The sequence below is a fragment of the Mycobacterium sp. DL99 genome (genome assembly GCF_004762045.1).
Taxonomy (GTDB): domain Bacteria; phylum Actinomycetota; class Actinomycetes; order Mycobacteriales; family Mycobacteriaceae; genus Mycobacterium.
The window spans coordinates 6,356,630-6,382,482 of the sequence record NZ_SJOM01000007.1; the positions used below are offsets into that span (position 1 = coordinate 6,356,630).

The following is a 25,853-nucleotide window of genomic DNA, read 5'->3' on the forward strand; positions in this document are numbered from 1 at the left end:
TTCCGTTGATTCTAACCGCCTCATCAATTCTGAAGATTTCGTCAGAACACCTTGACTGACGATCGCGGCGCATGTGACGATTTCGTCAGAATCAACGGGAGGCGGCCATGGCGGATACCGCAGGCACCCATCACGACCTGCACAGCGACCAGGGCGCGCGCCGAGGCGAGCACCCGGGCCGGTCCCGCAATCCGGTGATCAAGGTGCGCGACATCGCTTGGCTGGAGTTCGAGAAGCCGGACCTCGTCCGCGCCGAGGCCTTCACGCAGGCGTTCGGCTTCGCCACGGCGGCAAGGACATCCGACCAACTGCACCTGCGTGGCACTGATGCCGGTGCACCGTGTCTGATCGTGCGGCGGGGTCCCCGGTCGAGATTCGCCGGCGTGGCCTTCGCCGCCCGCGACGAAGGTGACGTGCGTCGGCTGGCCGAGACAACGGGTGCACCGACGCGCGCACTGCCCGAGAGCATCGGCGGACTCGCCGTCGACCTGATCGACCCCAGCGGTGTCCCGGTCCACGTCATCGCCGGCACCCACGACTTGGCTGCCCTGCCGTCGCAGAACTCGCTGGTCCTGAACGTCGGGCATGATCTGCGACGCACCAACGCAACCCAGCGTCCGCCACGGGTTCCCGCCGCCGTGCAACGCCTGGGCCACGTCGTGCTGCAAAGCACCAAGTACACCGAGACGCTGAACTGGTATCTGGACAACCTCGGGATGATCGTCAGCGACTTCCAGTACTACCCCGGCCAGCGCGACCGCGGTCCGACGATGAGCTTCATCCGCTGCGACCGCGGCGAGGTACCCACCGATCACCACACGCTGGCGATGACACTCGGCCCGCGCAACCGCTACGTGCACTCCGCCTACCAGGTGGCCGATCTCGATGCGTTGGCCGCCGGCGGCGAATACCTGCGCGAACACGGCTACCACCGATCGTGGGGCATCGGCCGCCACGTCCAGGGCAGCCAACTGTTCGACTACTGGCGCGACCCGGACGGCTTCCTCGTCGAACACTTCGCCGACGGCGACATGTTCGACAACACCCTCGAACCCGGGTGGGCGCCGTTCACCGCGTCCGGGCTGGCCCAGTGGGGGCCGCCCGTCACCAAGGACTTCCTCGGGATCGCCCCCAATCAAGAGTCGATCGACGAACTGCGCTCGATGCTCGCCGCCATCCGAGACCACGACAACGAATTCACCCTCACCCGCCTGCGCGGCCTGCTGAAAGTAGCCAGTTCATGACCACCACCGTCCTCCGCACCGCCGACGCCTGGTACGTCCAAACCGACCGTGGCGCAGTGAAGATCGACACCTCGGCCACCACCACGGCCGAACTGCTCGGCGACCGGGCCGCCATCGACACAGCCACCACCGGCACCGACCCGGTACCGGTCGACACCCTCGACCTCCTCTCACCGGTGACCGCACCGTGCCGGGTCGTCGCCCAGATGGCCAACTTCGCATCGCACGCCAAGGACGCGGGCCTGAATCCCGAGACACTCCCACTGGCGTTCTTCCGTAAGGCCTCCGGGTCGATCAACGGTCCGACCGACGACATCGTCAAGCCCGAACACGTCAGGCTCCTGGACTACGAGGTGGAGATCGGCCTGGTCTTCGGACGTGAGCTCCCGGTCGGCACCCACCTGACCGAAACGGATCTGCCCACCTACATCGCCGGGCTGGTGGTCACCAATGACGTGTCGGCCCGCGACGTCCAGTTGCCGAAAACCCAGTTCTACGAGGCCAAGTCGTATCCCACGTTCACGCCGGTCGGACCGGCTCTGGTGCTGCTCGATGCCGACGAGCTCAAGCGCTTCGGCGAGCTGCGCCTCCAGTTGCGGGTCAACGGCGAACTTCGTCAGGACGCCAAGGTGGCCGGCGACATGATCTACCTCCCGCTGCGCGCGCTTCAGGAACTGACGCGATTCCAGCGGATGGACGTCGGTGATCTGCTCCTGACCGGTACCCCTGTCGGGACCGCGTTGAGTGCACCGCCCAAGCCGATCGAGATGATCGGTGCGCTGTTGCCACCTGCACTGAAGTGGAAGGCGTTCTTCAAGGCCCAGGCCAAGAACGCGAGGTACCTGCGCGACGGCGACATCGTCGAGACCAGCGTGGCCACCGACGACAAGGCGATCGACCTGGGCACCCAGCGCGCGGTGGTCCGCTACGCATGACGGCGGTGCCGCACGTCCCCGTCGTCGTCATCGGGGCGGGGCCCACCGGGGTAACGGCGGCCACCCTGCTCGCGCAGTACGGCATCGACTGCCTGGTCCTGGACCGCTGGGCTCAGGTGTATCCGCAACCGCGGGCTGTGCACCTGGACGACGAGATCTTCCGCATCGTGGCCCGTCTCGGCATCGCCGACGAGTTCGCCGCGATCTCGCGCCCCACCCTGGGGCTTCGGTTGCTCGACAGCTCGAGGCATGTGCTCGCCGAGTTCAGACGTGATGCCGCCCTGGGCCGCAACGGTTTTCCCCAGGCCAACATGTTCGACCAGCCCGAATTCGAGGCCGTGTTGCGGACCAACCTGACCCGCCATTCGCACGCGGAACTACGTGGCGGCGTCGAGGTCACCGACGTCGCCGAGGATGCGCGCGGCCGGGTCCGCGTCACCTACGCCGACCGCACCGACGGCGGCGAGCACGTCGTCGAGGCGGACTACGTGCTGGGCTGCGACGGAGCCAACAGCATCGTGCGGTCCCGAATCGGCTCCCGCATGGAGGATCTCGGATTCGAGCAACGCTGGCTCGTCGTCGACGTCGCCACCACCGCAGATCTGGCCAACTGGGAGGGCGTCGATCAGGTCTGCGACCCGGACCGGGCGGGCACGTACATGCGGATCGGCGAGGCACGCTACCGGTGGGAATTCCAACTGCGCGACGGCGAGACCTCCGCTGACTTCGCCACTCTCGACGCCCTCCGCCCGCTGATTCGCCCCTGGGTCCAGCAGGTTTCGAGCGCCGAGCTGCACCTGGTGCGCGTCACCGAGTACACCTTTCGCGCGCAGCTTGCCGATCAATGGCGGCGGGGCCGGATCTTCCTGCTCGGCGACGCCGCCCATCTCACCCCACCGTTCATCGGGCAAGGCATGGGCGCGGGGCTGCGCGATGCGATGAACCTGGCCTGGAAACTCGCCGGTGTGCTGACCGGGTCCTTGCCCGGCGACGTCCTGGAAACCTATGAGCAGGAACGGAAGCCACATGCCCGGCATATGATCCGGCTGGCCCTCGCGGTCGGGCGGGCGATGACCGCGGGCGGTGAGTTCGGGAACCTGATCCGTCGGATACTCGTGCCACGCCTGCACTGGTTGCCGGGCCTGAGCACCAATCTCGTCGACAGCGAGACGCCGGCGTTGCATCGCTCGGCGCTGGTCCAGAAGTCCCGGGCGCCACGGCAACTGGCCGGCAGCCTCTGTCCGAATCCTCTGGTGGCGGACGGCATACGGCTCGACTCCGACCTTTCAGACGGCTTCGCCGTGATCACCCGCACCGCGCCGAGTGCCGCCGGGCGCGCCCTCGCCGATGAGCGCGGCGCCGTCATTCACGTCGCCGCGCCGGGTTCCGAGCTCGCGAACTGGCTGCGCCGTGGTCGCGCCGACGCAGCCATCATCCGGCCCGACCGCACCGTGATGCGCGCGGGACGGGATCTGGACGCCCTGTTCGACTCGCTGCCCAAGTCCTGCAGCGGGACCATCCGGAAAGTGACGCCACCGCAATGACGCTGACACGCAACGCCATTCCCACCTACCGCTCCGACATCTACTCCACCGCGGCGATCATCGACCCCTACCCGCACTACGCCCGGTTGCGGGCACTCGGCCCCGTGGTGCGACTCACCCGCCATCGGGCCTACGCAATCCCGCGCTATGCCGAGTGCAAATCGATCCTGCGCGACGACAAGACCTTCATCTCCGGCGACGGGGTCGGGCTGAACCCGATCCCGAATACGCTCTCCAAGGGCACCACCCTCACCAGCGACGGTGCGACACACGACGCACGTCGCAAGCTCGTCGCCCACCGCCTACTCCCGCGGGCGCTGCGCGCGATGGCCGACGACGTCGACCGAATGGCCGCCGACATCGTCGACCGGGCCGTCGCGAAGGGTTCGGTCGATGGCATCGACGACATCGCGTCGGCGCTACCGCTGGCGATCGTCCCTGACCTGGTCGGCTGGCCGCGGGACCAGCGCGCCGACCTGATGGCCTGGGGCGGAGCGACTTTTGACCTGCTCGGCCCGCTCAACCGGCGGGCCGCGCGAGCCATCCCCGACTCCGCGCGGATGCTGCGCTTCGCTCGCGGCGTCGTCAAGAAACGCGCTGTCCTCGACGGCAGCCTCGGGCACGACCTCCTGCTCGCTGCCGACAACGGTGAACTCTCCGACGCCGACTGCGCATCCCTGATGGTGGACTACATCGTCCCGTCGCTGGACACCACGATCAGCGCCATCGCCAACGCGGTACACCTGCTGGCCACCCACCCCGAACAGTTCGAGTTGCTCAAGCGTCAGCCCGAGTTGATCCCGAATGCCGTCAACGAGATCATCCGGTACTCGTCTCCGCTGCGCGCGTTCACCCGAAAGGCACGCCACGACATCGAAGTCGGTGGCGCCACCGTGCCGGGCGGGGCCCGGGTACTGGTGATCTACGCTTCCGCGAACCGCGACGAACTCGAGTGGGATGACCCGGACGTGTTCGACATCCGCAACGACGCGGGCCGTCAGCTCGGCTTCGGCAATGGCGCCCACGCCTGCGCCGGGCAGGGGCTCGCGCGTCTGGAGACCCAGGCGATGCTGCGCGCACTCGTCGAGCGGGTGGACCGCATCGAACTGACGGCAACCCCGGTCTGGGCGCTCAACAACATCATCCGCCGGCACTCATCGCTGCCGGTCAAGCTGACCGCCGTCTGACCCCGTCGGTGACGGGGTCAGCGGTAGGGGTCAGTTACCCCAGCCGCGCTGGCCGTCCCAGCCACCGCAGATTCCGTTGATGCAGCCATGGCCGAAGCCACCCTGGACCGGGTTCCAACCGCCACAGCCGTTCCAGCCGGGCCCGCTGTCACAGCCACCGCCACCGCCGGCGTCACCGCCGCCGCTGGGTTGAGCACTGATCGTCGTCGCGGGCGCGTCAGTCATAAGCGCGGCGGTCGGTCCTGCTGCAATCGCCAATGCGGCTCCCGCTACGAACACTGATCCCATGAGTTTTCGTATGGTTAGCATGACTCCATACTCCTCTCCTGTGAGCCTCCTGCCAAGTGGTGTGATCAAGCCCGCGTGTAGCGCAGCAGCGTCACACCAGCTCCGGCAAGGGCGTCCGGGTAGTCGCAGAAAACAGGCTTGAGCCGCATTCCGACACTGAGTTCCCCGGGTGCGACGTCAACGATTTCCGTCGAGAACCGCGGACCCTCATCCCATTCCACGATACCCAAAATTTGCGGAACGGCGTCGGCGAAGTGCGGGCCGACCGGGCGCCGGGCCACGGTGAACGAATACAGCGTGCCCATCCCCGAGATCTCCCGCCACTCGAGATCATCGGCCAGCGTGCGGGGCGCCAACACGCGGGGGTAGAACACATAGGCCTGCGTCGACGGCGAGTACTGGATGACGATGCGATGCTCCGCGAGTGCGTCCCAGAACGGCGTGCTGGTAGGGGTTTTCACCGGCATGGGCCGGGCGAATCCGGTCATCGGTCTCACTCGCCTTCCAGGATCAGGGTGGTTTGCTCGGACAGGATGCCGCCGTTGCCGGAGACGAATGCGCGATTGCAATCGGCGACCTGGGCGGCCCCCGCTCGGCCCATGATCTGACGGGTGGCATCGCAAACGTGGTGCATGCCGCCGGCTAATCCGGCCTGGCCGAAACCGAGTTGGCCGCCCGCGGTGTTCAGCGGGAAATCGCCGCGGAAGGTCAGGTCGTGGTCGGACACGAAGGACATACCCTTGCCCTTCTCGCAGAACCCGGCGTCCTCCAGGCTGAGCAGCACCGTGATGGTGTAGCAGTCATAGATCGACACCATGTCCATCTGGTCGCGGGTCAGCCCGGTCATCCCGAACGCCGTGTCGGCCGCCTTGCGGATCGGTGTGTCGAGCAGATCCTCGGCGTACGTGGGCGTCTTGAACGGCACGTGCTCGCCAAAACCCTTGACCCACACCGGCCGGTTGCGGGCTCGGGCGGCGACCTCGGCACTCGCCACGACCACGGCGGCGCCACCGACACACGGCATCACGATCTCCAGCATGTGCAACGGGTCGGCGATCACCGGGCTGTTCAGCACGTCCTCGACGCTCAGCGGGGTGTCTTTCCAGATGGCGCCGTCGGTGTGATTGGCGTTGACCCGCTGGTCCACCACGATCTTGGCCATCGCCCGCTCGTCGTAGCCGTACTCATAGGCATAGCGCTGCGCCACCTGACCGTACGGCCCGTTCTGGCCGAGGTTGCCATAGGGAATCTCGAATTCGGCCTGCGGCGAGCCGAATTGGTTGCTGGACGAGCCGAAGAACACCGCGTCGGTCAACGTCTTCGGTTTCAGCTCCGAGCTCGGGGTGATGTAACGCGCCGGTAGGGCGCACAGCACCACGTCACACAGGCCGAGCTCGATCGCGGCGGCCGCCCGCCACACCATGCCCGCGGCGCTGGCCCCGCCGAGGTCGAGCAACTCTGCGAAGTTCGCTCGCACGCCCAGATATTCGGCCACGGTCGACGGCACGAAGATCTCCGACTCGCCCAGGTGAGAGGTGACGATGCCGTCGACCTGCTCGGCCGACAGGCCGGCATCCTCCAAGGCTGCCGCTGCCAGCAGGGCCCACTGCTCCAAGGTAAACGGAGCCGGCGCGGCTTTGCTCATCCGCTCCGGCGGCAACTCGACGTAGCCGACGATCGCGGCTTCGCCCTGTAGTCCCCTACGCGCTCCCATACTCGCTCCTCACTTGCGGGGTAATCCCAGAATCAGCTGGGCAATGATGTTGAGCTGGATCTCAGTGGTGCCGCCGCCGATCAGCTCGGCGGGAAGGTCCAGGTAGGGCGCCACCACCGCGGGTTGGCTGTCCTGTTCCAGGGCAAGCGGTCCGGTGAGTCCGAGGGTGAGTTCGGATGCGCGGCGCAGCATCACGTTGGTGGCCACCTTGGCGATGCTCGACGCCGGCCCCGGGGGCTGTCCGTCGAGCAGACGCAGCGTCTCACGCACCCCGAGCGCCTTGAGAGCGTTTGTGTAGGAGTCGATCTCGCCGATGGCGTGCAACACCGGATCCGGATCAGGGCTCACCCCGACGAGCTCGCGTAGCGCCCCCATCCGGTCGATGTTGACGTAGCCGCTGATCGCCACCCGTTCGTGGGCCATGGTGCTGATGGCCAACTGCCAGCCCGACGCCGGATCGCCCAGCAGCATGTCATCGGGTACGAAGACGTCGGTGAGGAACACTTCGTTGAACTCGGCCCGCCCGCTGGATTGGGTGATCTGGCGGAATTCGACTCCGGGTGAACGCATGTCGAGAATGAAGTAGCCGATACCGCGGTGCTTGGGAGCCTCGGGATCGGTACGGGCCAGCAACGCACCGAAATCGGCTCGATGCGCCAACGAGGTCCAGATCTTGTGTCCGTTGATCCGCCACCCGCCCTCGACCCGCACGGCCCGAGTACTCAGCGAGGCCAGGTCCGATCCTGCTCCCGGCTCACTGAACAGCTGACACCAGGACAGGTCCCCGCGTAGCGAGCCGGGCACGAAACGCTCTTGCAGTTCCGGGGTTCCGGCCGCGATGAGGCTCGGCAGGATCCACTCGGCGATGCCCACCGACGGTCGCACCAGGGCTGCGCGCTTACCGAATTCCTCGTCGACGATGAGCTGTTGGCGTACGGTCGCGTCGCATCCCCACGGCGCGGGCCAGTGCGGGGCGATCAACCCCGCGTCGGCCAGCAAGTCACGCCGTGCCCCGATCGTGAACTCCGGGTACTCGCCTTGTCGTCCGAAACCGTTGTCGGACAGGGTGAGTGCACGGTCCAGGGTTTCACCGACCCGGGCCCGGAATTCGGCGTCGGACTCGCCGAGGTTGACCGTCACGTCCCGCGTGGCGGTGGCCGACAGCCGGCCGAGGGTGCGGGTCCAGCGTGACACCGGACCGATCGATGCGGCCAGGCTGGTGGCCCGGCGCCAGTACAGGTGCAGATCGTGTTCCCAGGTGAATCCGATTGCTCCGAGCATGGTGAGCGCCTCGAGCACCAGACCGGGAACCGGCATGACCGCCATCACCGCGGCCGAGCAGGCGGTCAGCCGGTGCTGGTCGGTATCCACGGACCCATTGAGCGCCCGCACCGCATCCCAGGCCGCTGCCGTCGCCAGCGCGCTGTTCACCAGCAGCATCGCCGCCTTGTGCTGCAACGCCTGGAACGTCCCGATCGGCTTGCCGAACTGTTCCCGGGTCCGTAGATGTTCGGTGACGGTTTCCACACACCACTGGGTGATGCCGGCCGCCATCGAGGCGGTGAACGCCACGGTCAGGTCGGTGACCAGCTCGGCGTCCACCCCGGTCAGGACCGCGGCGGCGGGCACCGCGTGATCGCTCAGCCGCAGGAGGCCCAGATCCGTGGTCAGGTCGGTGCCGCGGCGCGATTCGACCTGACCCTCAGCCGGATTCAGCGCTGCCCAGCGCAGGGCGCCGGTCTCGTCGGCAAAGGGCACCACGACGCGCTGCGCCGAGCACAGGCCCAAGGTCAGGCCGGTCGAACCGGTCAGGCGCCAGCCGTCCCCGTCGCGGCGGCCGGCGATGTCGGCGCGCTCGCTGGACACCATGACGGCGGTCGCACCTTCGGCGATCTCCTTGAGCAACGTCTCGGCGCCGGGGCACTGCTGCGAGGCCAGCGCGGCCCCGGCGATCGCGGTGGTGAGCAGCGGGCCCGGCAGCAGCGCCGCACCCGCGGCCTCCAGCACGCAGGCCATGTCTTCCAGGCCGCCGCCCTGCCCGCCCACCGCCTCGGGCAGGTGTACGGCATGAAAGCCGTTCTCCACCAATGCGCCCCACCATGACGGCAACCGCCCCGCGGCCAGGTCGTCCAGCGCGGCCCGGGTCGCGTCGATGGGTGCGTGCCGGGCCGCGAACTGCCCGACGGCTTCGCTCAGCTGCTGCTGTTCGGGTGTCAGTGCGATGGAGACGTAGGTGGTCATGCGCGCCGCCTCGATCGGAAGAGACCGGATGTGAAGAATCGTGCGCCCTCGGCGATGGCCTCGGTGGTCGGTCTCGGTTTCCATCCGAGTTCGCGGACCGCCTTGCCGTGGTCCATCGGCGACATCACGTGCATCAACCGCACGGTCAGCGGGCTGAGCTGGTTCTCCTTCTTGCGCAGCCGGGCCAGGGGGTCGACCACCGCGCCCGCCGCTGCCAGCAGGCGGATCGGGACCCCGCGCCGCGGCGGCTCGACATCGACAGCAGCACAGGCGGTTCGGTAGATCTCCCCGGCCGACATGAAACGTTCGGACACGATGTAGCGCTCACCGACCCGGCCCCGCTCACCGGCCAGGACCAGCGCCTCGGCGGCATCGGCGATGCCCACGGTCTCGGCGGCCGCGCCGTTGACGTAGAACGGCATCTTGCCCCGTACCGCAGCGGCGACCAGTCCCCCGTGCGGGGTCGGCAGCCAGTCGCCTGGGCCATAGGTGTTGGACACACACATCGCCACCGCGGGCAGTCCGTGCTCACGGGCGTACCGCAGCACCATCTGTTCGGCGAGCACCCTGGTATGCACATAGTCGCCGCCCACGTCGAGCCAGTTGTGCGGCAGATCCTCAGTGGCCAGGCCGGATTCGGCGATGCCGATCGTGGCGATCGAGCTGGTGAAGACGAACTTGCTCAGCCCAGCCTCCACCGCGACATCCAGGACCTCTTGCAGCCCTTCGATATTGGTTCTCCACAGCGGTGCGGGGTCGCTCATCCAGGCCCGGGCGTCGACGACGCAGTAGTACACGACGTCGCAGTCGTCCATCGCGTCGCGCACCGAATCGGGGTCGAAGATGTCGCCGTAGACCCGCTCCACGTCGAGGTCATCGATACCGCGGGTGGAGCTGGTGCTGCGGATGAGCACCCGTACGTCCTCGCCGCGCTCGACCAGCCGCCTGGCGACATGCGAACCGAGGAATCCGCTGGCCCCGATGACCAGTTTCTTTGTTGCCATGCGCCCTTGCATTCGCCGTTCTCACGATATTTACGAGACGCTACGTCTCGTCTTGTGGGAGACTACGACGGGTAGCTTGCCGTGTAAAGATCCGTGCAGAGGACCGACGAGGACGGACCGATGATCCCCACTACCGATGAGGTGACGCCTCCGCGGCGACGCAGCGAGAAGTCGCGGGTGGCCATCATCGAGGCCACCCGCGCACTACTACTGGAGCGGGGCTTTGACGGGCTGAGCATCGAGGCCGTCGCCGCACGGGCCGGGGTCGGCAAGCAGACCATCTACCGCTGGTGGCCGAGCCGGCCCGCGCTGGTCGCCGATGTCCTGCTGGAGGACGCCGACAAGATCCTGGCCACCATGCCGCACACCGACGATGTCACCGCGGACCTGGTTTCCTGGGCCGGAACCCTGGCCTCGGCGCTGACCACGAAGCGCGGCAACGCGATGCTGCGCATCCTGACGGCAGCCTCACTCGAACACGAGGACACCGCCGCACGGCTGCGGGCAGGTTTCAGCCGACCGCTGGTCGATTCCGTGCGCAACCGGCTGATCGCCGAACACATCAACGCCGACCTGGCGTCCGCCGCTGCCGACGCCCTCCTCGGCGGCGTGGTCTATCCGATGCTGTCGGAGGGACGGAACTACTCCCGGCAGCGAGCCGAAGGCCTGGCCCACATCATCGTCGCGAGCCTGCGCGGCCAGGCCGGCTGAGAGCTGACGCGCTACGCCCCGGGAACGGCCCCCGGCGCCCGCACCACCATCGGCACGGCGGGAAAGTACGTCGCCATCTCCGAGCGGCACTTACGCAGGGCGGCGGTGCCGTAGCCGCGCTTACGGAAGTCGGGGTGGATCCAGATCCGGACATTGACCTCACCGTGGGTCAGTTCGCCGAACACCATGCCGACCTTCTGGTCGCCCTCCAGGGCCACGAACCAGGCGGCTTCTTCGGCCTCCACCCGGCCCAGGGCCGCACGAATCTCGTCGTCGACATCGGCTGCGGGCGCACCCGACCCGTCACCGGAGGCACCGACGTCGGTGGTCCTGGCCACGAAGATGTCGCGGTCGGTGTCGGCGGCGAACGGCCGCAGATCCAGAGATTCACCCGAGGCCGCCGGACGTTCCAACACCGTGAAGCTGAGCTGGGAATTCAGATCATCGAGTTCGGCAGCGATGGCGCGACGCGAATCCTTGGTGATCTGCGCGAACGACAACCCGACCACGGCTTCGGCCGCGGCGTGCGAGGTGCCGAGCAGGCCGGCAACCGCGTCGATGGCCGCCGGGCGATCGTCGGCGTCCACGATCACATCGAGCACTTCGTGGCGCCGGTTGAGGGCGTTGAGCAGAGCGTCGGCAATTTCGCGCCGGGCCGCGGCTTTGTCGTGATCGGTCATACCGCGAGCGTAGATCAGCAATGTGCGCTCTGTGCAGAGCAACCGTCAGCTCAGAGTCGGTCCATTTCTCGCGCCATCTCCGACCACTCGAAATAGATCAACCGCGATGCGCACTCGAACGGATGGCGGCCGTGGTCGTGGCCGTCGATCGGCTGATGCCACGGGCTGTGGGCAACCACCATGGGTCGCAGCGGGGTCATCGAGAACATGGCAAGCCCCCTTCGCCGGCTCCGTTGTCGGCGGACCCGATGTCGGCGGCGGGCACGCCGTTCATCTCCGAAGGGAACCATCCCGATCGCGGCGACACATCATCCATCCGATTGATATTGATCTGGGGTTAGTCTGACGTCAGATGCATACGCCGACGAACGAATCGGGATCTGTGACATGGTCACGGTCGAAGGATTCTCACGCCTTGTAGCCGGCATCTACGCCGCCGCGATCGCTCCCCAGCACTGGGAGTCCTCGATCCGCGACATCCATCGCGAAATCGGCGGTAACGGCGGAGCGTTGCTCACCGCCGAAAAGTCGATCTGGTCGATTCAGAACTCGATCCTGCCGGTCGGCGCCGCCGCCAGCTACGCGACGTACTACCACCGACTCGACTCCCCCATGGCCGCAGTCGAGAAGGGCGCGGTGGGTACCGTCCGCACCGGATCGGAACTGGTCATCCCGTACCGAAATTCCGAGTTCTACACCGACTGGCTGCACCCCAACGAACTGGAAGACGGACTGTTCGTCCGCCTGTCCCAGGGGCACCGCCCGGTGTGCTTTCTCCTGCATTCCGCGGTGACGTCCGAGCCGTTCGGCGCGAGGGACCGTGTCCGGCAGTTCAGCGGCCTGGTCCCGCACCTGCAGCAGGCACTACGGGCGCAGCGCGCACTCGACGACTTCGCCCACGAGGACGCCGACCTGCACGCGGCGCTGGATTCGGTGGTCCACGGCATCGTCGTCGCCGGGCCCAACGGCCAGGTGCTCAACCTCAACGCAGCCGCCGAAGCGATCCTGCGCGGCGACGACGGCCTCCAGGTGGTCTCCGGCCGCATCACCGCGACCAACACCTCGACAAACCGAACCCTCAACCGCGCCCTGCACTCGGCGCTGACCGGCACCTCCGACAACATTCGCGGCGGCTACTCGTTCACAGTCCAAAGACCTTCGGATACAAGACCGTTCATCATCCACATCCTGCCGCTGCACCGTCTCGACCAGCCCGACCGGCGACGGGCGCTGGTGGTGCTGGTCGATCCGGCCCACGAGCCCGAACCCAGTGCGGCACTCCTGCAACGCCTGTACCACCTGACCCGCACCGAGGCCGACATCGCACTGCGGGTCGCCCACGGAACCGATCCCAAACACATCGCCGAGGATCTGTCTGTCTCGATCACCACCGTGCGCACCCACCTGCACCGGGTGTTCGACAAGACCGGCGCGCACCGCCAGGTGGAACTGGTGCGGCTGCTGCTCACCCTGGATCCGGTGACCTGAGCTCAGCCCACCAGCTCCTGCCCCAGGTAGTCGTCGGGTGCCCGCACCCCGCCGGGCACCACGAACACCGACGAGCCGATCGCGGTGGTCCACTGGTTGAGCGCATCGAACCGGGCAAGGCGCCGCTGCACCGGGAGGAACTGTTCGTCGATGTCGCGCTGGAACGTCGCAAAGATCAACCCGGTGTTCGACGTCTGGCCGGGCTCTGGCGGATCGTCGTAGTTGTAGGGCCTGCGCAGGAATCGTTCGGTGGTGCCGCGATGGTGCGCCAGCGCAACGTGGGAGTTCTGCGGAATCACCGGAATTCCATTGTGCATCAACGCAAAATCCGGTTCGTCCGTCTCACGGGTGCCGGTCAGTGGAGCCCCGGAATCCAACGTGCGGCCGACGGTGAACTCCTTGCTCTCGCGGTCCAGTTCATCCCAGGTGTCCAGGTGCATGGCGATGCGCCGGATGACCATCAACGTGCCACCGACCAGTCCCGGGTGGACCGGACCGGACATCCAGACCAGGTCGTCGAAGTCGGCCGCCGTGAGGTTCGCGGTGCCGTCCACCTGTCCCATCAGGTTGCGCATGGTGGTGCCGGTCGCGTCGGCGCCGCGGGCGTTGCGGAACCCGGCCTGCCGCCAGCGCGGGGTCGCCATCGACCGGATGTTCTTGGTCAGCACCCGGTTTGCGTGGGCCACTGTCACCGGATCGTCGGCACAGATCTGCAGCAACAGATCACCGCCGGACCACCTGTCTTCGAGCCGGTCCACGTCAAAGACCGGCAGCTCACGGGCCGAGGCCGGCCGGGGTCCCGCCGGACCGATCCGGTCGAACAGCCCGATTCCCAGGCCGACCGTGATCGTCAATCTGGCTGGACGGGTGGCGAGTTCGGGTTCCGTATCGGCCAGCGCAGGCGCACCGCGGGTCAACCGCGCCGCGTCGGCCGTCCACAACCGTAGAATCGCGGCGACAGTCTCGCGCTCGGTGCGCCCGGTCTCGGCCTTTCCGCCATGGTTCAGATCGAAGGCCACGAACAGCCCGTGTGACTGCGGCGCGGTCGCTATCCCACCCTGGTGCGGTCCGTAGAAGGGTTCCACGTCGACACCGAAACCCTTTTGCACGGTGGCGGAATGGGCCGCGCCGGATTGGTTCAGCACCGCACCGGCGGCCAGCGCGGCGGCGGCGCCGGTGAGGAGGCGCCGCCGGTTGACCGACAGGCGGGACGGATCAGCCATGCCCGTGCGGCGACGGCGGCTGATAGTTCTCATTGGCGCCGGCAAAGTCCCGCACCTGGGCTGTGACCGGGAGTGAGGACCCGTCCTCGAACACCAAGGACACCGGGACATCGGCACCGGGCTGCAGTGGCGCCTTGAGATCCATCAGCATCAGGTGGTCCCCACCGGGGGCCAGCTCATGAGTACCGCCGGCCGCAATGGCGAACCCACCTTCCTTGGGCCGCATGGTTTTCGACCCGCCGGCGCCGACGACCTCGTGCAGTTCCACCATTCCGGCGGCGGGCGAGGTCGCCGAGACGATGCGCACATCGTGGTGCCCGGTGTTGGTGAGGGTGCCGAAGACGGCGGTCATCCCCGCGTCGGCCGCACTGGCCCACTGCTCGCTCACCTTGACCCTCTCGGCCATCGTCTCGTCGTGACGACTCTGTGTGCAAGCGCCCAGTCCTACCGCCAGGGCCAATGCGGCCCCCGTCAGAACAGCTGCAACCTTAGACATTTGATCTTTCCTTCCACCACGCCACAGCCACGTCTACCAGCAAAAAAGCCACCAGGCTCAACCCGAACAGCGGGAGGGACCACCCGATGACGGCAGCGACGGCGACGACCGCCACGCTGCCCCAGGGCGGCAGATCACGCAGCGCCCCGCGCAGCGGCGCCCGGCCCACGGCCCAGTCCGAACCGCGAGTGGGCCTGCGCTGCCACCACATTCGGTAGCCGCGCACGATGACGGTGATCAGGCCAACCATGGTGAGCGCCAACACGATCTGGTTGGCGATGCCGAACAACAGGCCCATATGGGCATCGATCGTCCAGTCCGTGAGCTTGGCCAGCAAGGGCCACTGCGCGAAGTTCACTCGATCGGTCACGGCCCCGGTATCGGGATCGACCGCGACCGCGTCAGCACGGGTTGGCCAATCACGTTTACGCTCAGCAACTTTCCAGGCCTGACCGGCCTCGGCCGGCGGGTACATCCACGTCGGGCCGCGCAGCCCGGCCTGCTCTGCGCTCCGCAGCACGGTGTCGGCACCGCGCAGCTCGGACTGGCCACCCTGCTGTCCGTGGTGTGCCGCGGCAGCGGCCGGGGCCCCGGACAACGAGGTGTCCACGGCAGGCGCCGTGGTGTTCAGCCGGGCCTGGATGCTGTTGACCGTCTCGCCCGCATAACGGGACCAGGTAATGCCCGTAACCGACAGCGCGAGCAGGACCGCCACCGTCCACACGCCGACCGCGCCGTGCCAGGACAGCGTGCGTCGACGGCCCGAGGCGGTCCGGTCGGGCAGGATCAGGTCGCGCATCGCGCGGTTCTCCCGACGGCGCATGATCCACAGGGCGAGCCCGGCCAGGGCGATCACCCACATCCAGCTGGCAGCCAGCTCGCTGTAGTTGCGGCCGAATGCGCCGAGGTGCAGGTTGCGGTGCAGCTCGTCGAACCAGGCCCGCATCGGCATCCACTGCCCGTAGGTGGTGAGCGCCCCACGCACCTCACCCGTGTAAGGGTCGACGAACACCGTGCGCGAGTAGTCCGGCGGAACGTCCTTGAATTCCGGACCCACCAGCAGGCTGATCTGGGTGGTCTCGTCAGGGGCCGCCGGCGGGCGGATGCTCTCCACCGTGCCTTCGGGATGGGCGTGGCGCGCCGCGGCCAACTGGTCGGCCAGCGGCAGCCGCTCGGTCCCAACCTGCGCGACCGTCAGCTCGTGCCGGTAGACGAACGTGTCTATCTGCGGGATCAGCACGTAGAGCAGGCCGGTGACGGCCGCGATCAGGATGAACGGACCGACGAACACGCCGGCATAGAAGTGCAGCCGCACCAGAAGGGGACGGATGGAGCGGGTTTTGACGGGAGGAGGGGATTCCTCGCGTAGTTGATCGTCGGGGGTGGTGGTCATGAAAACGCCTTCGCGGAAAAGAACTTGAGAGAACCAGAAAGGTGCGCGCGGGCGCACAAACGGCTAACAGCCCGTCGGTCCGACGGGCTCAGAAGAAAGTAGTGGGCGTCAGAAGCCCATACCGGACACCGCCGGCGGCGCCCGCATTCCCAAACCGGCGCGGAGCAGAACAGGCCGCGCCACAACCACATTCGAAGGCCACCAGAGCGCACGGTCCAACGGGCGGAGCCGGGCGGCGGCGAAGATCCGCAACCAGCACAGCACGGAGGCGCACACCACGAACAGGTACTCGGCCATACCGATCACCACGCCCAGACCCACTGCCGCGGCGACATGCATACCCAGCATGGGTGCGGTCAGAAGTGATGCCGCATGATGATGCCCGCCGGACATCGCCAGTGCGAAGTGACCGACGAGCTGACCAGCGCCCAGCCCGGCGACCAACACACCCGTCCGGGCCGAGCGCGTCTGCGGGTTCAGCCCGCCGACGGCGGCTCCGAGCGCCGCGCACAGCAGCAGCAGAACGATCAGCGGGCTACTCGTCGGAGCCATGCCGCCGGCCGCGGTGTGCGCGACCGTTGCGGTGAGTGCCGAGCACGCGCCGACCAAACCCCCGCGCAGGTGCGCGGCGTGCTTGGCTGACGTGCTCACCTGCGGAACCTTACCGTGTGGCCTGAGCTGGGCTTCCGGCGTCCGGACCTAGAGTTGGCGCCGTGGATGGCCGGGCATATGAGCAGTACGACCTGATCGCTAACGAGTACACCCGGACCTTCGCCGGCGAGTTCGATGACCGTCCGTTCGATCGCGCGGTATTACGGTCCTTCGCCGACCACGTGGTGCGGTCCGGTGGCAGCACGGTGCTGGACGTGGGGTGTGGGCCCGGTGAGGCCGCCGCCGAACTTGCTTCCTGCGGACTGCGCGCCGAGGGCATCGACGGCTCCCCGGCGATGGTTTCCCTCGCCACTCAGCAGTGGCCGCAGGTGCGGTTTCAGACCGCGGACATGTTCGACCTCCCGTATGAGGCGGGAGCGTTCGACGCGGTGTGCGCCTGGTACTCGATCATCCACACGCCCGCCGAGGCACTGTCCGAGCTGTTCACCCGATTCCGCCGGGTCCTGACCGATCCGGGGTGGCTGCTACTGGGTTTCCAGACCGACGGTGAGACCGCGGTCTACGACCATGCCTTCGGCCGGGATGTGGCGCTGACGTTCCTGCGACACGACATCCCCGTGGTGTGCGACGCCCTGGAGGCGTCCGGATTCACCGTGTACGCGACAACCAAACGGGCGCGTCAGGTCCAGCTCGATGAACCCACGGCGCAGGCGATGGTCATCGCGCACACACGCAGGCTCGCGGTTCCGAAAAATCAGTCTTGACTTATATAAGTACAGACTTTTACTCTGGAGCACGTGCACGCCTTCGACATCCTCGGAGATCCGGTGCGCAGGCGGATCCTCGAGCTCATCCAGGCGGGTGAGATGTCATCCGGCGCCATCACCGAGGTGATCCGAGCCGAGTTCGCGATCACCCAGCCTGCGGTTTCACAACACCTCAAGGTGTTGCGGGACAACGGTTTCGCCAGTGTGCGGGCAGAAGGCACCCGTCGTCTGTACAGCGTCGACACCGCACCACTGCGCGAGGTCGACCAGTGGCTCGAGCGGTTCCGGCACAACTGGACACCGCACCTGGATGCCCTGGCGACCGAGATCGCGCGCGGCAAACGTGAACGAAGAAGAACCACGAACAAGGAGGCTTCCCAGTGATCGACGTCCAACACCAGCTCAACGCCGTCCGCCGCAGTGTGGGGCGCAAGACGTTCGAAGCCCGCGAGGCGCGCGTCGTGAGCGTCAGCCAGACCTACGACACCGATGCCGCTGACCTGTGGGACGCCTGCACCAGCATCGAGCGGATCCCCCGCTGGTTCCTGCCCGTCACCGGCGACATGCAGCTGGGTGGCCGATTCCAGCTGGAAGGTAACGCGTCCGGCGAGGTGCTGAGCTGCGATCCGCCGCGCACGTTCACGACCACGTGGGAGGCCATGGGGGCGACGAGCTGGGTCGAGGTCACCATCACTCCCGCGGGCGAGGATCGGGCCACCTTCACGCTGGACCACATCATGCACTCCGGCGACGACGATGAGTTCTGGCTGCAGTTCGGGCCGGGAGCGGTCGGAGTCGGTTGGGATTCCGCACTTCTCGGCCTGGCCGGATACCTCAGTGCAGGCGGCCGCATCACGCCGGAGGAGGGTGCGGCCTGGGCGGCCGGCGAGGAGGGCCGCGGCTTCATGACCTCGGCCAGTGAACTCTGGTACCAGGCGGACCTGGCGGCCGGCGAGGATCCGGCACAGGCCCGCGCCGCGGCGGACCGCACCGCTGAGGCCTACACCGCAGCAGGCTGACCTGGGCCGACGCCACGCGATGGGGTGCGGCCCCACCATCGCCGTACCCTGTCGTTGTGCCTGACCTCCACCCGAACCTGACCGTGCTGGCTCCACTGCTCGGCACCTGGGCCGGTCCCGGCGCCGGGGAGTATCCGACGATCGAGTCGTTCGAATACCTCGAAGAGATCACCTTCGGCCACGTCGGCAAACCGTTCCTCACCTACAGCCAGCGCACCAAGGCCCAAGATGACGGCCGGCCGTTGCACGCCGAGACCGGCTACCTCCGGGTTCCGGCACCCGGCCGGGTGGAATGGGTGCTGGCGCATCCGACCGGCATCACCGAGATCCAGGAGGGCACGGTGCGTGTCGTCGACGGGCGCATCGAGATGGAGCTGGCCGCGACCACCATCGGTCTGACCGCATCGGCCAAAAACGTTGCGGCACTGTCGCGTTCCGTCCAGGTCATCGGCGACCAACTGACGTACAGCCTGCAGATGGGCGCTGTCGGACAGCCGCTGCAACACCACCTTTCCGCGACCCTGACCAGGAAGAGCGAATGAGCCAACAAGCACCGACCGGCAAGATCGCCCTCCCCTCCGATCTGGACGCCGTCACCGACATCGGCGCAGAGGACCATTCGGAGATCGACCCGAAGGCCGTGGAACGGATCTGGGAATCAGTCCGGTACTGGTACGGATCGGGCCTGCACCCGGCGATCCAGGTGTGCTTGCGGCGCAACGGAAAAACCGTGTTGAACCGCGCAATCGGCCACGGCTGGGGCAACGGCCCCACAGATGCCCCGGACGCCGAGAAGATTCCGGTCACCACCCGGACTCCGTTCTGCGTCTACTCGGCGGCCAAGGCGATCAGCACGACCGTGGTGCACATGCTCGTCGAGCAGGGGCACTTCTCCCTCGACGACCGGGTTTGCGACTACCTGCCCAACTACACCAGCCACGGCAAGGACCGCACCACGATCCGGCACGTGATCACCCACAGCGCCGGCGTGCCGATCCATACCGGACCGCGTCCCGACGTCACCCGCGTGGACGACAGCGAGTACACCCGTGAGCAGCTGGCCCTGCTCAAACCGGTGTACCGGCCTGGGCTCGTGCACATCTATCACGGCCTGACCTGGGGTCCGCTGGTCCGCGAGATCGTCTCGGCGGCGACCGGCCGCAACATCCGCGACATCCTGGCCGACGAGATTCTCAACCCACTGGGATTCCGGTGGACCAATTACGGCGTTGCCGCAGAAGAGGTTCCGATGGTGGCGCCAAGCCACGTCACCGGTAAGCCGTTGCCCGCGCCGATCGCCGCGGCGTTCCGGGCCGCCGTGGGCGGGACACTAGACCGCATCATCCCGCTCAGCAACACCCCGTTGTTCCTCACCAGTGTCATCCCGTCGTCGACCACCGTCTCCAACGCCGACGAACTGTCGCGGTTCGCCGAAATCCTGCGCCGTGGAGGCGAACTCGACGGGGTGCGGATCATGAAGCCGGAGACTTTGCAGGCCGCGACGACGCCGTGCCGGCGCATGCGCCCGGATGTGGCGACCGGCCTCAAGCCGATGCGCTGGGGCACGGGCTACATGCTCGGCGGGAAACGCTTCGGGCCGTTCGGCCGCCACACCCCGTCGGCGTTCGGGCACACCGGATTGGTCGACATCGCGGTGTGGGCCGACCCGCAACGCAGCCTGTCGGCGGCGATCGTCAGTAGCGGCAAACCCGGGGCGCACTGGGAGGCGAACCGCTATCCCGCTGTGCTGGATCGGATCTCGGCCGAGATCCCGGTCGGCTGAGACTCGTGCGCTGAATCAGCGCAGCTTCTCCCCGTACACCCGATCGACGGTCAACCTCATCAGCACCCGTCGATCGGAGACCATCACCGACCGGTATTCATCCCAGTCGGGGTGCTCCCCGGCGGCGCTGCGGTAGTAGTCGACCAGCGCCTCGACCTCCGGGCCGTGCGGATCGGTGCCCGGGCCGGTCAATGTCACCGGCCCTTCCGCGGTGGCCCAGGCCCAGCCGTCTGCACTGGTCACCTCCAGCGCGGCACGTGGGTCGCGACGAAGGTTGACCGTCTTGGCACGACCCTCGGTCATCGACACGTAGATGACGCCGGCGGCCCGGTCGTAGAACGGTGTCACCGGTGACAGTTGCGGGACACCGGAGGCCTTGATGGTGGCCAACACGCCCAACCGGGCCTCGGCCAGTAGATCGTGCGGATCGAACGGGTTAGATGAGGTGGCGGTCACATGTGTGCGCAACCTCCGACCGCACGCCCGCTATTCCAGGAGCCTGCCGATGCCTGACGAACCGCTCCGCGACGATCTCGCCGAACTGCTGCGCCGAAGGGCGTTGACGCAGGACGCAGGCCGGCCCGACGCTGTCTCCCGCCGGCACGCGACCGGGGGCCGGACCGCCCGGGAGAACATCGCCGACCTGGTCGATGACGGGTCCTTCGTCGAATACGGAAGGTTCGCGATCGCGGCCCAGCGGCAGCGTCGCACCCTCGACGACCTCATCGAACGCACGCCCGCAGACGGTCTGCTGGCCGGAACCGCTCGGATCGGCGGCGCGGCATGCGCGGTGCTGTCCTATGACTACACCGTGCTGGCCGGCACCCAGGGCGCTCTGGGCCACCGCAAGAAGGACCGGCTGTTCGAGATCATCGAGCGGCTGAAGCTGCCGACGGTGTTCTTCGCCGAAGGAGGCGGCGGACGACCCGGTGACACCGACATTCCGACGGTCTCGTCCCTGGAGATCCGGGCATTCGCGTTGTGGGCGGGGCTTTCTGGCGTGGTACCGCGCATCGCCGTGGTCAAGGGCAGGTGTTTCGCCGGCAATGCGGTGATCGCCGGTGCGGCCGACCTGATCGTCGCCACCCAGGACAGCTCCATCGGGATGGGTGGGCCCGCGATGATCGCCGGCGGCGGCCTCGGGGATGTCGCGCCTGACGACGTCGGCCCGATCTCGGTGCAGGCGGCCAACGGCGTCGTCGACGTCGTGGTGGCGGACGAGACGGAGGCGGTCGCGACCACCAGGACCTTGATGGGGTACTTCACCGGGACGACCGAACCTGGTCCGGTTGCCGACCAAACCGACCTGCGCACAATGGTTCCCGAACGCGCCCGGCGCGCCTACCCGGTCGCACCGATCATCGAGTCACTGGCCGACACCGGCTCGGTCACCGTGCTGCGGGAGAAGTTCGCCCCGGAGATGGTGACGGCCCTGGCGCGCATCGACGGTAGGCCGGTGGGCGTCATCGCCAACAACACCATGGTGATGGCCGGTGCCATCACGGCCGCAGCCTCCGACAAGGCCGCCCGGTTCCTGCAGCTGTGCAACGCATTCGGCCTGCCGGTGGTATCACTGGTGGACTGCCCCGGCTACATGGTCGGCCCGGCGGCCGAGGCCGAAGCCCTGGTGCGGCGCGGCTCTCGGCTGCTGGTGGCCGGTGCCGCGCTGACGGTGCCGCTGGTCGCGGTGATCTTGCGCCGCGGTTATGGCCTTGGGGCACAGGCGATGTGCGGTGGTAGCCTCCATGAGCCGCTGCTCACGGTGGCCTGGCCGGGTGCCCATCTGGGTCCGATGGGCCTGGAGGGAGCCGTCCGCCTGGGTCTGCGGAAAGAACTGGAGGCCATCGCCGACGACGACGAGCGCGAGCAGGCCGTGCGGGCCGCCACCGCGGCGGCCGAGGAGAACGCGCGAGCGCTCAACTCCGCCTCACTGTTCGAGATCGACGACGTCATCGACCCGGCCGAAACGCGTGGGCTGATCGCCGCCACACTGGCCGCGGCCGCTGAGCACGAGCGACCCGCGCCCCGTGCGCGGTTCATCGACACCTGGTGACGTTCACAGCTCCAGATACATGATGTGCAGCCCGACGAGGCCCTGGGTCCGCGACCGGTAGGCCTTCGGGACGGTACCGATGATCCGGAAGCCCAGGTCCTGCCAGAGCGCCACCGCCCGCGCGTTCGTCTCCACCACCGCGTTGAACTGGATTGCCCGGTAACCGTTTTCGCGGTGCCAGTCGATCACCCACCGGCCCATGGCCCGCCCGATACCGCGCGCGGACGAGGCCGGATCGACCATGAAACTCGCGGTGCCGACATGGTCACCGCGGCCGGGTTTGTTCGGCCCCATCCGCGCGGTGCCGACGATGGCTCCGTCGACCACCGCGACGATGGTCTGACCGGGTTCAGGAGCCAGCCAGAGCTCGTGGATCTGCCGGTCGGTCAAGTCATCCGGATACGTGTAGCTTTCGCCGTCGGCAACGATGGCGCGGAAAAATGGTGCGATCTCGGCGATGTCATCAGCCGTGGCGGTGCGGATTTCCACGCCCCGACCTTACGACCACCCATTGACTACACGCTGTAGTAGAACGTAGCGTCCGGGCATGCAGAGGTGGAGTTTCGCCCAATGGGGACTGCTGATCATCTCGCTGTTCCATGTGGTGCAGGCAATCATCGGTTTCATTGCCGAGCCGAGTTTCGCCATCGGCCCGGATGCGCCGACGACACCGATTCTCGGGATGGACTACAACGGCTGGCATGCAGTGGCCGGCCTGGCGCTGTTCGGCCCGGGCCTGGTTTTGTGCTGGCGCAAATCCTGGGCCGTGCTCTATCTCCTGCTGGCCGCGGTGGCCGGAGCGCTGCCGGGAATCTGGGCGTTCTTCTCCAATCAGGTGGCCTACATATTCGCCTTCCCCAACAACATCACCGACGCGGTCGTGCACATGGCAACCGCCGCGCTCATGCTGGCCGTGGCTGGTGTGCAGATCTACCGCGATGGCGGCCTACGTAACTCGTTGTCTGGGCTAACCCTGAAACGGTGAGCAGATCAGTTAGCTGGCCGGAACCTGGATAACAATTCGATCACTACGCCCGACGCCGGAGATCACGATCAATTAAGAATGGCGATCGGTCTCTGAGACATTTCAAGATCATCGGCCGCAATTCGTCGGCATTGAGGCGCAATTCACGGCGGCAGTAGTAACACCACCACACCCGCCACAGCCGTTTCACATCGCAGATGTTTTGCTCGGCCGCGTCGCGGTTACCTTCGAATTCGGGCCGGGGACATCAGAATCCCGAAGGAAATTGATCATGAAATTCACTGATATCACCGCACGCCGTGGAATTGCCGGCGCATGTGCCGCCGGACTGCTCGGCGGGATCGCCGCCGCGATGATCGGCGCACCGACGGCGTCCGCCGCACCCGACTGCAGCGCCAGCGGGGTGGCCGGCACCGTCAGCAGCACCACCGGTGCCGCGCGCGCCTATCTGGACAGCCACCCGGGCGCCAACCAGGCCGTGACCACCGCGTTCACTCAGCCGCGTCCGCAGGCTGCGGCCACGCTGCGCGGTTACTTCACCGCCAACCCGCAGGAGTACTACGACCTGCGCGGCATCCTGGCACCCATCGGTGACACGCAGCGCGCATGCAACGTGACGGCACTGTCACCCGAGCTGGCCTCGGCCTACTCGGACTTCATGGCCGGGTAGTCCGTCGGTGTCGGCTCGCAGCCTGTTATTACCGTGGAGCCAGGCCGACACGTCAAGGAGGACGGATGGCGAACCAGTGGCAGACGGTCCGAGGCAGCCGAAGCAAGAAGGTGGCCGGACAATCGGCGACCCGCGTCCGTAAGCGCAACCCATCGCCGCTGGAACCGGCCTGGACGCCACCGCCGGCCCGCTACGGCGTCGGGGTCCACCACAACGTGGCGGTCCGCGCCTCCGACGGCACCGTGCTCCGCGCAGACATCCACTATCCGACGGTGCCTGAGACCGGGGCGCCCGCGCCGGGACCGTTCCCGGTGCTGCTGTCCATCACGCCCTACGGCAAGAAGGCCCCGCCGCCGGCCGCCCAGATCGGCGGCGGGGCCACCCCGTACCTGATCCGGCGCGGCTACATCGAGGTGATGGCCGACGTGCGGGGCACCGGCGTCTCGGGCGGCTCGTTCGAGATGCTGGGCGCCGCCCAGGTCCAGGACGGCGTCGACTTGGTGAATTGGGCTGCGCGGCTGCCGAATTCCAACGGCCGGGTCGGGATGTTCGGTATCTCCTACCTGGCCATCAACCAGCTTCTCACCGCCGCCGCGGTCGGCCCCGACTCACCGCTGAAGGCGATCTTCCCGGTGATGGCCGCCAACGATTTCTACCGCGACGTGGTCACCATGGGCGGGGTACCGCACATGCGTACGGTGCGCGCCTACGGCGCGGTCTACTCGCTCCTCAACGTGGTCAACCCGGCGCTGGAGTTCACCAAGCGCGGCGCTCATGAGCGGCCCCGGGCCGGTGGCCTGGCCGCGGTCCGCCAGCGCGGGCGTGCCCAGCGCCAGTACTTCCGCACCATGATCGGCGACGCCACAGCCGGCGGCGACACCGCCTTCGACGGGCCGTTCTGGGACACCATGCGGGCCTCGGACGTATTGCCGGAGATCGCGAAGAACAAGGTCGCCGTGTTTCTGATCGGCGGCTGGCACGACGCCTTCCAGCGCGGCGCACCACTGAACTACGCCGCGCTGCAGAACGCCTACACCGGCCGGCCACCCAACGCTCCGATGGCGCCCGGCCAACCGCTCTCGGACCGGGTGCAGTTGATCATGGGCCCCTGGTATCACGTCTCAGACATGGACGGGCTGCATGTCCATGCGTTGCAGCTTCGCTGGTTCGACCGGTGGCTCAAGGACGACACCGACGCCGAGGTGACCGGTGCGCCGATCCGCTTCCAGGCCATCGGCAGCCAGTCGTGGTTCCAGGCGCAGGATTACCCCTTCCCCGAAGCCAGGCCGACGCGGCTCTATCTGGCCGAGGGCGGGCACCTCGTCGCCGAGCCCGCCGGTGAGCAGACCGAGGCCACGCTGCTTTATGCGGTGCGTGGTCCGATATCCGGGCGCAGCCTCGAACAGTGGACCCTGGGGATGGGCAGCTTCATGGCCGCCCAGGCGGGACGGCGCATCCGCTATGACCTGGACAACCGCCGGCTTCAGCGCGAGGCCCTGACCTACACCACGGCCGAGTTCACCGAGGCCCAACTGATCGCCGGCCCAGTCGTTTTGACCGTGCAGGCGACGGCCGACAGCACCGAGACGCTGTGGGTGGCCCATCTCGACGACGTCGCTCCGGACGGCGCCAGCCGACCGCTGACCCAGGGTGCCCTGCTCGGATCGCACCGGGCGCTGGATCCGGAGAAGACGTGGTACCTGCCGGACGGGACAGTGTTGCGGCCACACCACATCAGTACCCGCACCGCCGCCACGCCCGTCCTGCCCGGTGAGCTGACCCGGTACGACCTGGAGATCTTCCCCACCGCGGCACT

At 67.5% G+C, this 25,853-nt stretch carries 28 protein-coding genes; 15 read left to right on the forward strand and 13 right to left on the reverse strand.

Going from position 1 to position 25,853, the window contains the following annotated elements; all coding sequences use genetic code 11:
- Window positions 1-107 precede the first annotated feature (107 nt).
- The 4 genes from EYZ64_RS30905 to EYZ64_RS30920 are packed head-to-tail and all read left to right on the forward strand — an operon-like array spanning window position 108 to window position 4,910.
- Window positions 108-1,244, forward strand: coding sequence for a VOC family protein (locus tag EYZ64_RS30905; RefSeq protein ID WP_135459545.1), 1,137 nt, complete (start codon window positions 108-110; stop codon window positions 1,242-1,244).
- On the forward strand, window positions 1,241-2,179 hold the full coding sequence (locus tag EYZ64_RS30910) for a fumarylacetoacetate hydrolase family protein (protein ID WP_135459546.1): 939 nt from the start codon (window positions 1,241-1,243) through the stop codon (window positions 2,177-2,179). Before EYZ64_RS30905 ends, EYZ64_RS30910 begins: the two co-directional genes overlap by 4 nt.
- Window positions 2,176-3,723: a bifunctional 3-(3-hydroxy-phenyl)propionate/3-hydroxycinnamic acid hydroxylase MhpA gene (gene mhpA, locus EYZ64_RS30915; RefSeq protein WP_135459547.1), complete on the forward strand. Its 1,548-nt coding sequence runs from the start codon at window positions 2,176-2,178 to the stop codon at window positions 3,721-3,723. Before EYZ64_RS30910 ends, mhpA begins: the two co-directional genes overlap by 4 nt.
- Window positions 3,720-4,910: a cytochrome P450 gene (locus EYZ64_RS30920; protein ID WP_135459548.1), complete on the forward strand. Its 1,191-nt coding sequence runs from the start codon at window positions 3,720-3,722 to the stop codon at window positions 4,908-4,910. Before mhpA ends, EYZ64_RS30920 begins: the two co-directional genes overlap by 4 nt.
- Window positions 4,911-4,940: 30 nt before the next feature.
- On the opposite strand, the gene EYZ64_RS30925 is transcribed toward EYZ64_RS30920, so the two are convergent.
- The 5 genes from EYZ64_RS30925 to EYZ64_RS30945 are packed head-to-tail and all read right to left on the reverse strand — an operon-like array spanning window position 4,941 to window position 10,157.
- Window positions 4,941-5,219, reverse strand: coding sequence for a hypothetical protein (locus EYZ64_RS30925; protein ID WP_167858039.1), 279 nt, complete (start codon window positions 5,217-5,219; stop codon window positions 4,941-4,943).
- Between the two features lie 44 nt (window positions 5,220-5,263).
- Complete coding sequence (locus tag EYZ64_RS30930) at window positions 5,264-5,686, reverse strand: Zn-ribbon domain-containing OB-fold protein (RefSeq protein ID WP_135459550.1); 423 nt, start codon at window positions 5,684-5,686, stop codon at window positions 5,264-5,266.
- Between the two features lie 5 nt (window positions 5,687-5,691).
- The gene (locus EYZ64_RS30935; protein WP_135459551.1) at window positions 5,692-6,912 is read right to left on the reverse strand and encodes a thiolase family protein; all 1,221 of its coding nucleotides are present in this window, start codon (window positions 6,910-6,912) and stop codon (window positions 5,692-5,694) included.
- Between the two features lie 9 nt (window positions 6,913-6,921).
- Window positions 6,922-9,153, reverse strand: coding sequence for an acyl-CoA dehydrogenase family protein (locus EYZ64_RS30940; RefSeq protein ID WP_135459552.1), 2,232 nt, complete (start codon window positions 9,151-9,153; stop codon window positions 6,922-6,924).
- Window positions 9,150-10,157, reverse strand: coding sequence for an NAD-dependent epimerase/dehydratase family protein (locus EYZ64_RS30945; RefSeq protein WP_135459553.1), 1,008 nt, complete (start codon window positions 10,155-10,157; stop codon window positions 9,150-9,152). The genes EYZ64_RS30940 and EYZ64_RS30945 overlap by 4 nt, the downstream gene beginning before the upstream one ends.
- A gap of 120 nt (window positions 10,158-10,277) precedes the next feature.
- Between EYZ64_RS30945 and EYZ64_RS30950 the strand changes: the two genes are divergently transcribed.
- Window positions 10,278-10,868, forward strand: a complete 591-nt coding sequence (locus EYZ64_RS30950) for a TetR/AcrR family transcriptional regulator (protein WP_135459554.1) — start codon at window positions 10,278-10,280, stop codon at window positions 10,866-10,868.
- 11 nt (window positions 10,869-10,879) lie between these two features.
- Here the strand turns inward: EYZ64_RS30950 and EYZ64_RS30955 are convergent, their stop codons facing one another.
- The gene (locus EYZ64_RS30955) at window positions 10,880-11,548 is read right to left on the reverse strand and encodes a GNAT family N-acetyltransferase (RefSeq protein ID WP_135459555.1); all 669 of its coding nucleotides are present in this window, start codon (window positions 11,546-11,548) and stop codon (window positions 10,880-10,882) included.
- Window positions 11,549-11,598: 50 nt separating this feature from the next.
- On the reverse strand, window positions 11,599-11,748 hold the full coding sequence (locus EYZ64_RS32160; protein ID WP_167857650.1) for a hypothetical protein: 150 nt from the start codon (window positions 11,746-11,748) through the stop codon (window positions 11,599-11,601).
- Between the two features lie 187 nt (window positions 11,749-11,935).
- Here EYZ64_RS32160 and EYZ64_RS30960 point away from each other — a divergent pair, with 187 nt between their 5' ends.
- Window positions 11,936-13,036 carry a helix-turn-helix transcriptional regulator gene (locus EYZ64_RS30960; RefSeq protein ID WP_135459556.1) on the forward strand — a complete coding sequence of 367 codons (1,101 nt, stop codon included), beginning with the start codon at window positions 11,936-11,938 and terminating at the stop codon, window positions 13,034-13,036.
- A gap of 2 nt (window positions 13,037-13,038) precedes the next feature.
- On the opposite strand, the gene EYZ64_RS30965 is transcribed toward EYZ64_RS30960, so the two are convergent.
- From EYZ64_RS30965 to EYZ64_RS30980, 4 genes are all read right to left on the reverse strand, one after another.
- Entirely contained in the window at window positions 13,039-14,259 is a 1,221-nt protein-coding gene (locus EYZ64_RS30965; RefSeq protein ID WP_135459557.1) for a Dyp-type peroxidase, read from the reverse strand.
- Window positions 14,252-14,755, reverse strand: a complete 504-nt coding sequence (locus EYZ64_RS30970; protein WP_135459558.1) for a copper chaperone PCu(A)C — start codon at window positions 14,753-14,755, stop codon at window positions 14,252-14,254. Before EYZ64_RS30970 ends, EYZ64_RS30965 begins: the two co-directional genes overlap by 8 nt.
- Window positions 14,748-16,148 (reverse strand): PepSY-associated TM helix domain-containing protein, encoded by a 1,401-nt coding sequence (locus tag EYZ64_RS30975; RefSeq protein WP_135459559.1) that lies wholly within the window; start codon window positions 16,146-16,148, stop codon window positions 14,748-14,750. The genes EYZ64_RS30970 and EYZ64_RS30975 overlap by 8 nt, the downstream gene beginning before the upstream one ends.
- A gap of 108 nt (window positions 16,149-16,256) precedes the next feature.
- Complete coding sequence (locus EYZ64_RS30980) at window positions 16,257-16,799, reverse strand: hypothetical protein (RefSeq protein ID WP_135459560.1); 543 nt, start codon at window positions 16,797-16,799, stop codon at window positions 16,257-16,259.
- Between the two features lie 62 nt (window positions 16,800-16,861).
- Here EYZ64_RS30980 and EYZ64_RS30985 point away from each other — a divergent pair, with 62 nt between their 5' ends.
- The 5 genes from EYZ64_RS30985 to lipE are packed head-to-tail and all read left to right on the forward strand — an operon-like array spanning window position 16,862 to window position 20,329.
- On the forward strand, window positions 16,862-17,524 hold the full coding sequence (locus tag EYZ64_RS30985; RefSeq protein ID WP_135459561.1) for a class I SAM-dependent methyltransferase: 663 nt from the start codon (window positions 16,862-16,864) through the stop codon (window positions 17,522-17,524).
- Between the two features lie 33 nt (window positions 17,525-17,557).
- On the forward strand, window positions 17,558-17,911 hold the full coding sequence (locus tag EYZ64_RS30990; protein ID WP_135459562.1) for an ArsR/SmtB family transcription factor: 354 nt from the start codon (window positions 17,558-17,560) through the stop codon (window positions 17,909-17,911).
- Complete coding sequence (locus tag EYZ64_RS30995) at window positions 17,908-18,546, forward strand: SRPBCC family protein (protein ID WP_135459563.1); 639 nt, start codon at window positions 17,908-17,910, stop codon at window positions 18,544-18,546. The genes EYZ64_RS30990 and EYZ64_RS30995 overlap by 4 nt, the downstream gene beginning before the upstream one ends.
- 56 nt (window positions 18,547-18,602) lie before the next feature.
- Window positions 18,603-19,088 (forward strand): peroxynitrite isomerase, encoded by a 486-nt coding sequence (locus tag EYZ64_RS31000; protein WP_135459564.1) that lies wholly within the window; start codon window positions 18,603-18,605, stop codon window positions 19,086-19,088.
- Window positions 19,085-20,329: a lipase LipE gene (lipE, locus tag EYZ64_RS31005; protein WP_135459565.1), complete on the forward strand. Its 1,245-nt coding sequence runs from the start codon at window positions 19,085-19,087 to the stop codon at window positions 20,327-20,329. Before EYZ64_RS31000 ends, lipE begins: the two co-directional genes overlap by 4 nt.
- A gap of 15 nt (window positions 20,330-20,344) precedes the next feature.
- On the opposite strand, the gene EYZ64_RS31010 is transcribed toward lipE, so the two are convergent.
- Window positions 20,345-20,785: a PPOX class F420-dependent oxidoreductase gene (locus EYZ64_RS31010; RefSeq protein WP_135459566.1), complete on the reverse strand. Its 441-nt coding sequence runs from the start codon at window positions 20,783-20,785 to the stop codon at window positions 20,345-20,347.
- A 49-nt stretch (window positions 20,786-20,834) separates the two neighbouring features.
- Between EYZ64_RS31010 and EYZ64_RS31015 the strand changes: the two genes are divergently transcribed.
- Window positions 20,835-22,382, forward strand: coding sequence for an acyl-CoA carboxylase subunit beta (locus tag EYZ64_RS31015; protein ID WP_135459567.1), 1,548 nt, complete (start codon window positions 20,835-20,837; stop codon window positions 22,380-22,382).
- Window positions 22,383-22,385: 3 nt separating this feature from the next.
- Here EYZ64_RS31015 and EYZ64_RS31020 read toward each other — a convergent pair whose 3' ends face one another.
- Entirely contained in the window at window positions 22,386-22,871 is a 486-nt protein-coding gene (locus tag EYZ64_RS31020; protein WP_135459568.1) for a GNAT family N-acetyltransferase, read from the reverse strand.
- 58 nt (window positions 22,872-22,929) lie between these two features.
- Here EYZ64_RS31020 and EYZ64_RS31025 point away from each other — a divergent pair, with 58 nt between their 5' ends.
- The 3 genes from EYZ64_RS31025 to EYZ64_RS31035 form a co-directional block, all read left to right on the forward strand.
- The gene (locus EYZ64_RS31025; RefSeq protein ID WP_135459569.1) at window positions 22,930-23,367 is read left to right on the forward strand and encodes a DUF4383 domain-containing protein; all 438 of its coding nucleotides are present in this window, start codon (window positions 22,930-22,932) and stop codon (window positions 23,365-23,367) included.
- A gap of 271 nt (window positions 23,368-23,638) precedes the next feature.
- Window positions 23,639-24,037 (forward strand): heme-binding protein, encoded by a 399-nt coding sequence (locus EYZ64_RS31030; protein WP_135459570.1) that lies wholly within the window; start codon window positions 23,639-23,641, stop codon window positions 24,035-24,037.
- Between the two features lie 65 nt (window positions 24,038-24,102).
- The coding region (locus tag EYZ64_RS31035) for a CocE/NonD family hydrolase (RefSeq protein ID WP_286175221.1) at window positions 24,103-25,853 on the forward strand (1,751 nt) is incomplete at its 3' end.

Bases quoted from the DNA above. Each gene is read 5' to 3' on its own strand.
- EYZ64_RS30905 (WP_135459545.1), top strand. From the start codon at position 108: ATGGCGGATACCGCAGGCACCCATCACGACCTGCACAGCGACCAGGGC.
- EYZ64_RS30910 (WP_135459546.1), top strand. From the start codon at position 1,241: ATGACCACCACCGTCCTCCGCACCGCCGACGCCTGGTACGTCCAAACC.
- mhpA (WP_135459547.1), top strand. From the start codon at position 2,176: ATGACGGCGGTGCCGCACGTCCCCGTCGTCGTCATCGGGGCGGGGCCC.
- EYZ64_RS30920 (WP_135459548.1), top strand. From the start codon at position 3,720: ATGACGCTGACACGCAACGCCATTCCCACCTACCGCTCCGACATCTAC.
- EYZ64_RS30925 (WP_167858039.1), bottom strand. From the start codon at position 5,219: ATGCTAACCATACGAAAACTCATGGGATCAGTGTTCGTAGCGGGAGCC.
- EYZ64_RS30930 (WP_135459550.1), bottom strand. From the start codon at position 5,686: ATGACCGGATTCGCCCGGCCCATGCCGGTGAAAACCCCTACCAGCACG.
- EYZ64_RS30935 (WP_135459551.1), bottom strand. From the start codon at position 6,912: ATGGGAGCGCGTAGGGGACTACAGGGCGAAGCCGCGATCGTCGGCTAC.
- EYZ64_RS30940 (WP_135459552.1), bottom strand. From the start codon at position 9,153: ATGACCACCTACGTCTCCATCGCACTGACACCCGAACAGCAGCAGCTG.
- EYZ64_RS30945 (WP_135459553.1), bottom strand. From the start codon at position 10,157: ATGGCAACAAAGAAACTGGTCATCGGGGCCAGCGGATTCCTCGGTTCG.
- EYZ64_RS30950 (WP_135459554.1), top strand. From the start codon at position 10,278: ATGATCCCCACTACCGATGAGGTGACGCCTCCGCGGCGACGCAGCGAG.
- EYZ64_RS30955 (WP_135459555.1), bottom strand. From the start codon at position 11,548: ATGACCGATCACGACAAAGCCGCGGCCCGGCGCGAAATTGCCGACGCT.
- EYZ64_RS32160 (WP_167857650.1), bottom strand. From the start codon at position 11,748: ATGACCCCGCTGCGACCCATGGTGGTTGCCCACAGCCCGTGGCATCAG.
- EYZ64_RS30960 (WP_135459556.1), top strand. From the start codon at position 11,936: ATGGTCACGGTCGAAGGATTCTCACGCCTTGTAGCCGGCATCTACGCC.
- EYZ64_RS30965 (WP_135459557.1), bottom strand. From the start codon at position 14,259: ATGGCTGATCCGTCCCGCCTGTCGGTCAACCGGCGGCGCCTCCTCACC.
- EYZ64_RS30970 (WP_135459558.1), bottom strand. From the start codon at position 14,755: ATGTCTAAGGTTGCAGCTGTTCTGACGGGGGCCGCATTGGCCCTGGCG.
- EYZ64_RS30975 (WP_135459559.1), bottom strand. From the start codon at position 16,148: ATGACCACCACCCCCGACGATCAACTACGCGAGGAATCCCCTCCTCCC.
- lipE (WP_135459565.1), top strand. From the start codon at position 19,085: ATGAGCCAACAAGCACCGACCGGCAAGATCGCCCTCCCCTCCGATCTG.
- EYZ64_RS31015 (WP_135459567.1), top strand. From the start codon at position 20,835: ATGCCTGACGAACCGCTCCGCGACGATCTCGCCGAACTGCTGCGCCGA.
- EYZ64_RS31025 (WP_135459569.1), top strand. From the start codon at position 22,930: ATGCAGAGGTGGAGTTTCGCCCAATGGGGACTGCTGATCATCTCGCTG.
- EYZ64_RS31030 (WP_135459570.1), top strand. From the start codon at position 23,639: ATGAAATTCACTGATATCACCGCACGCCGTGGAATTGCCGGCGCATGT.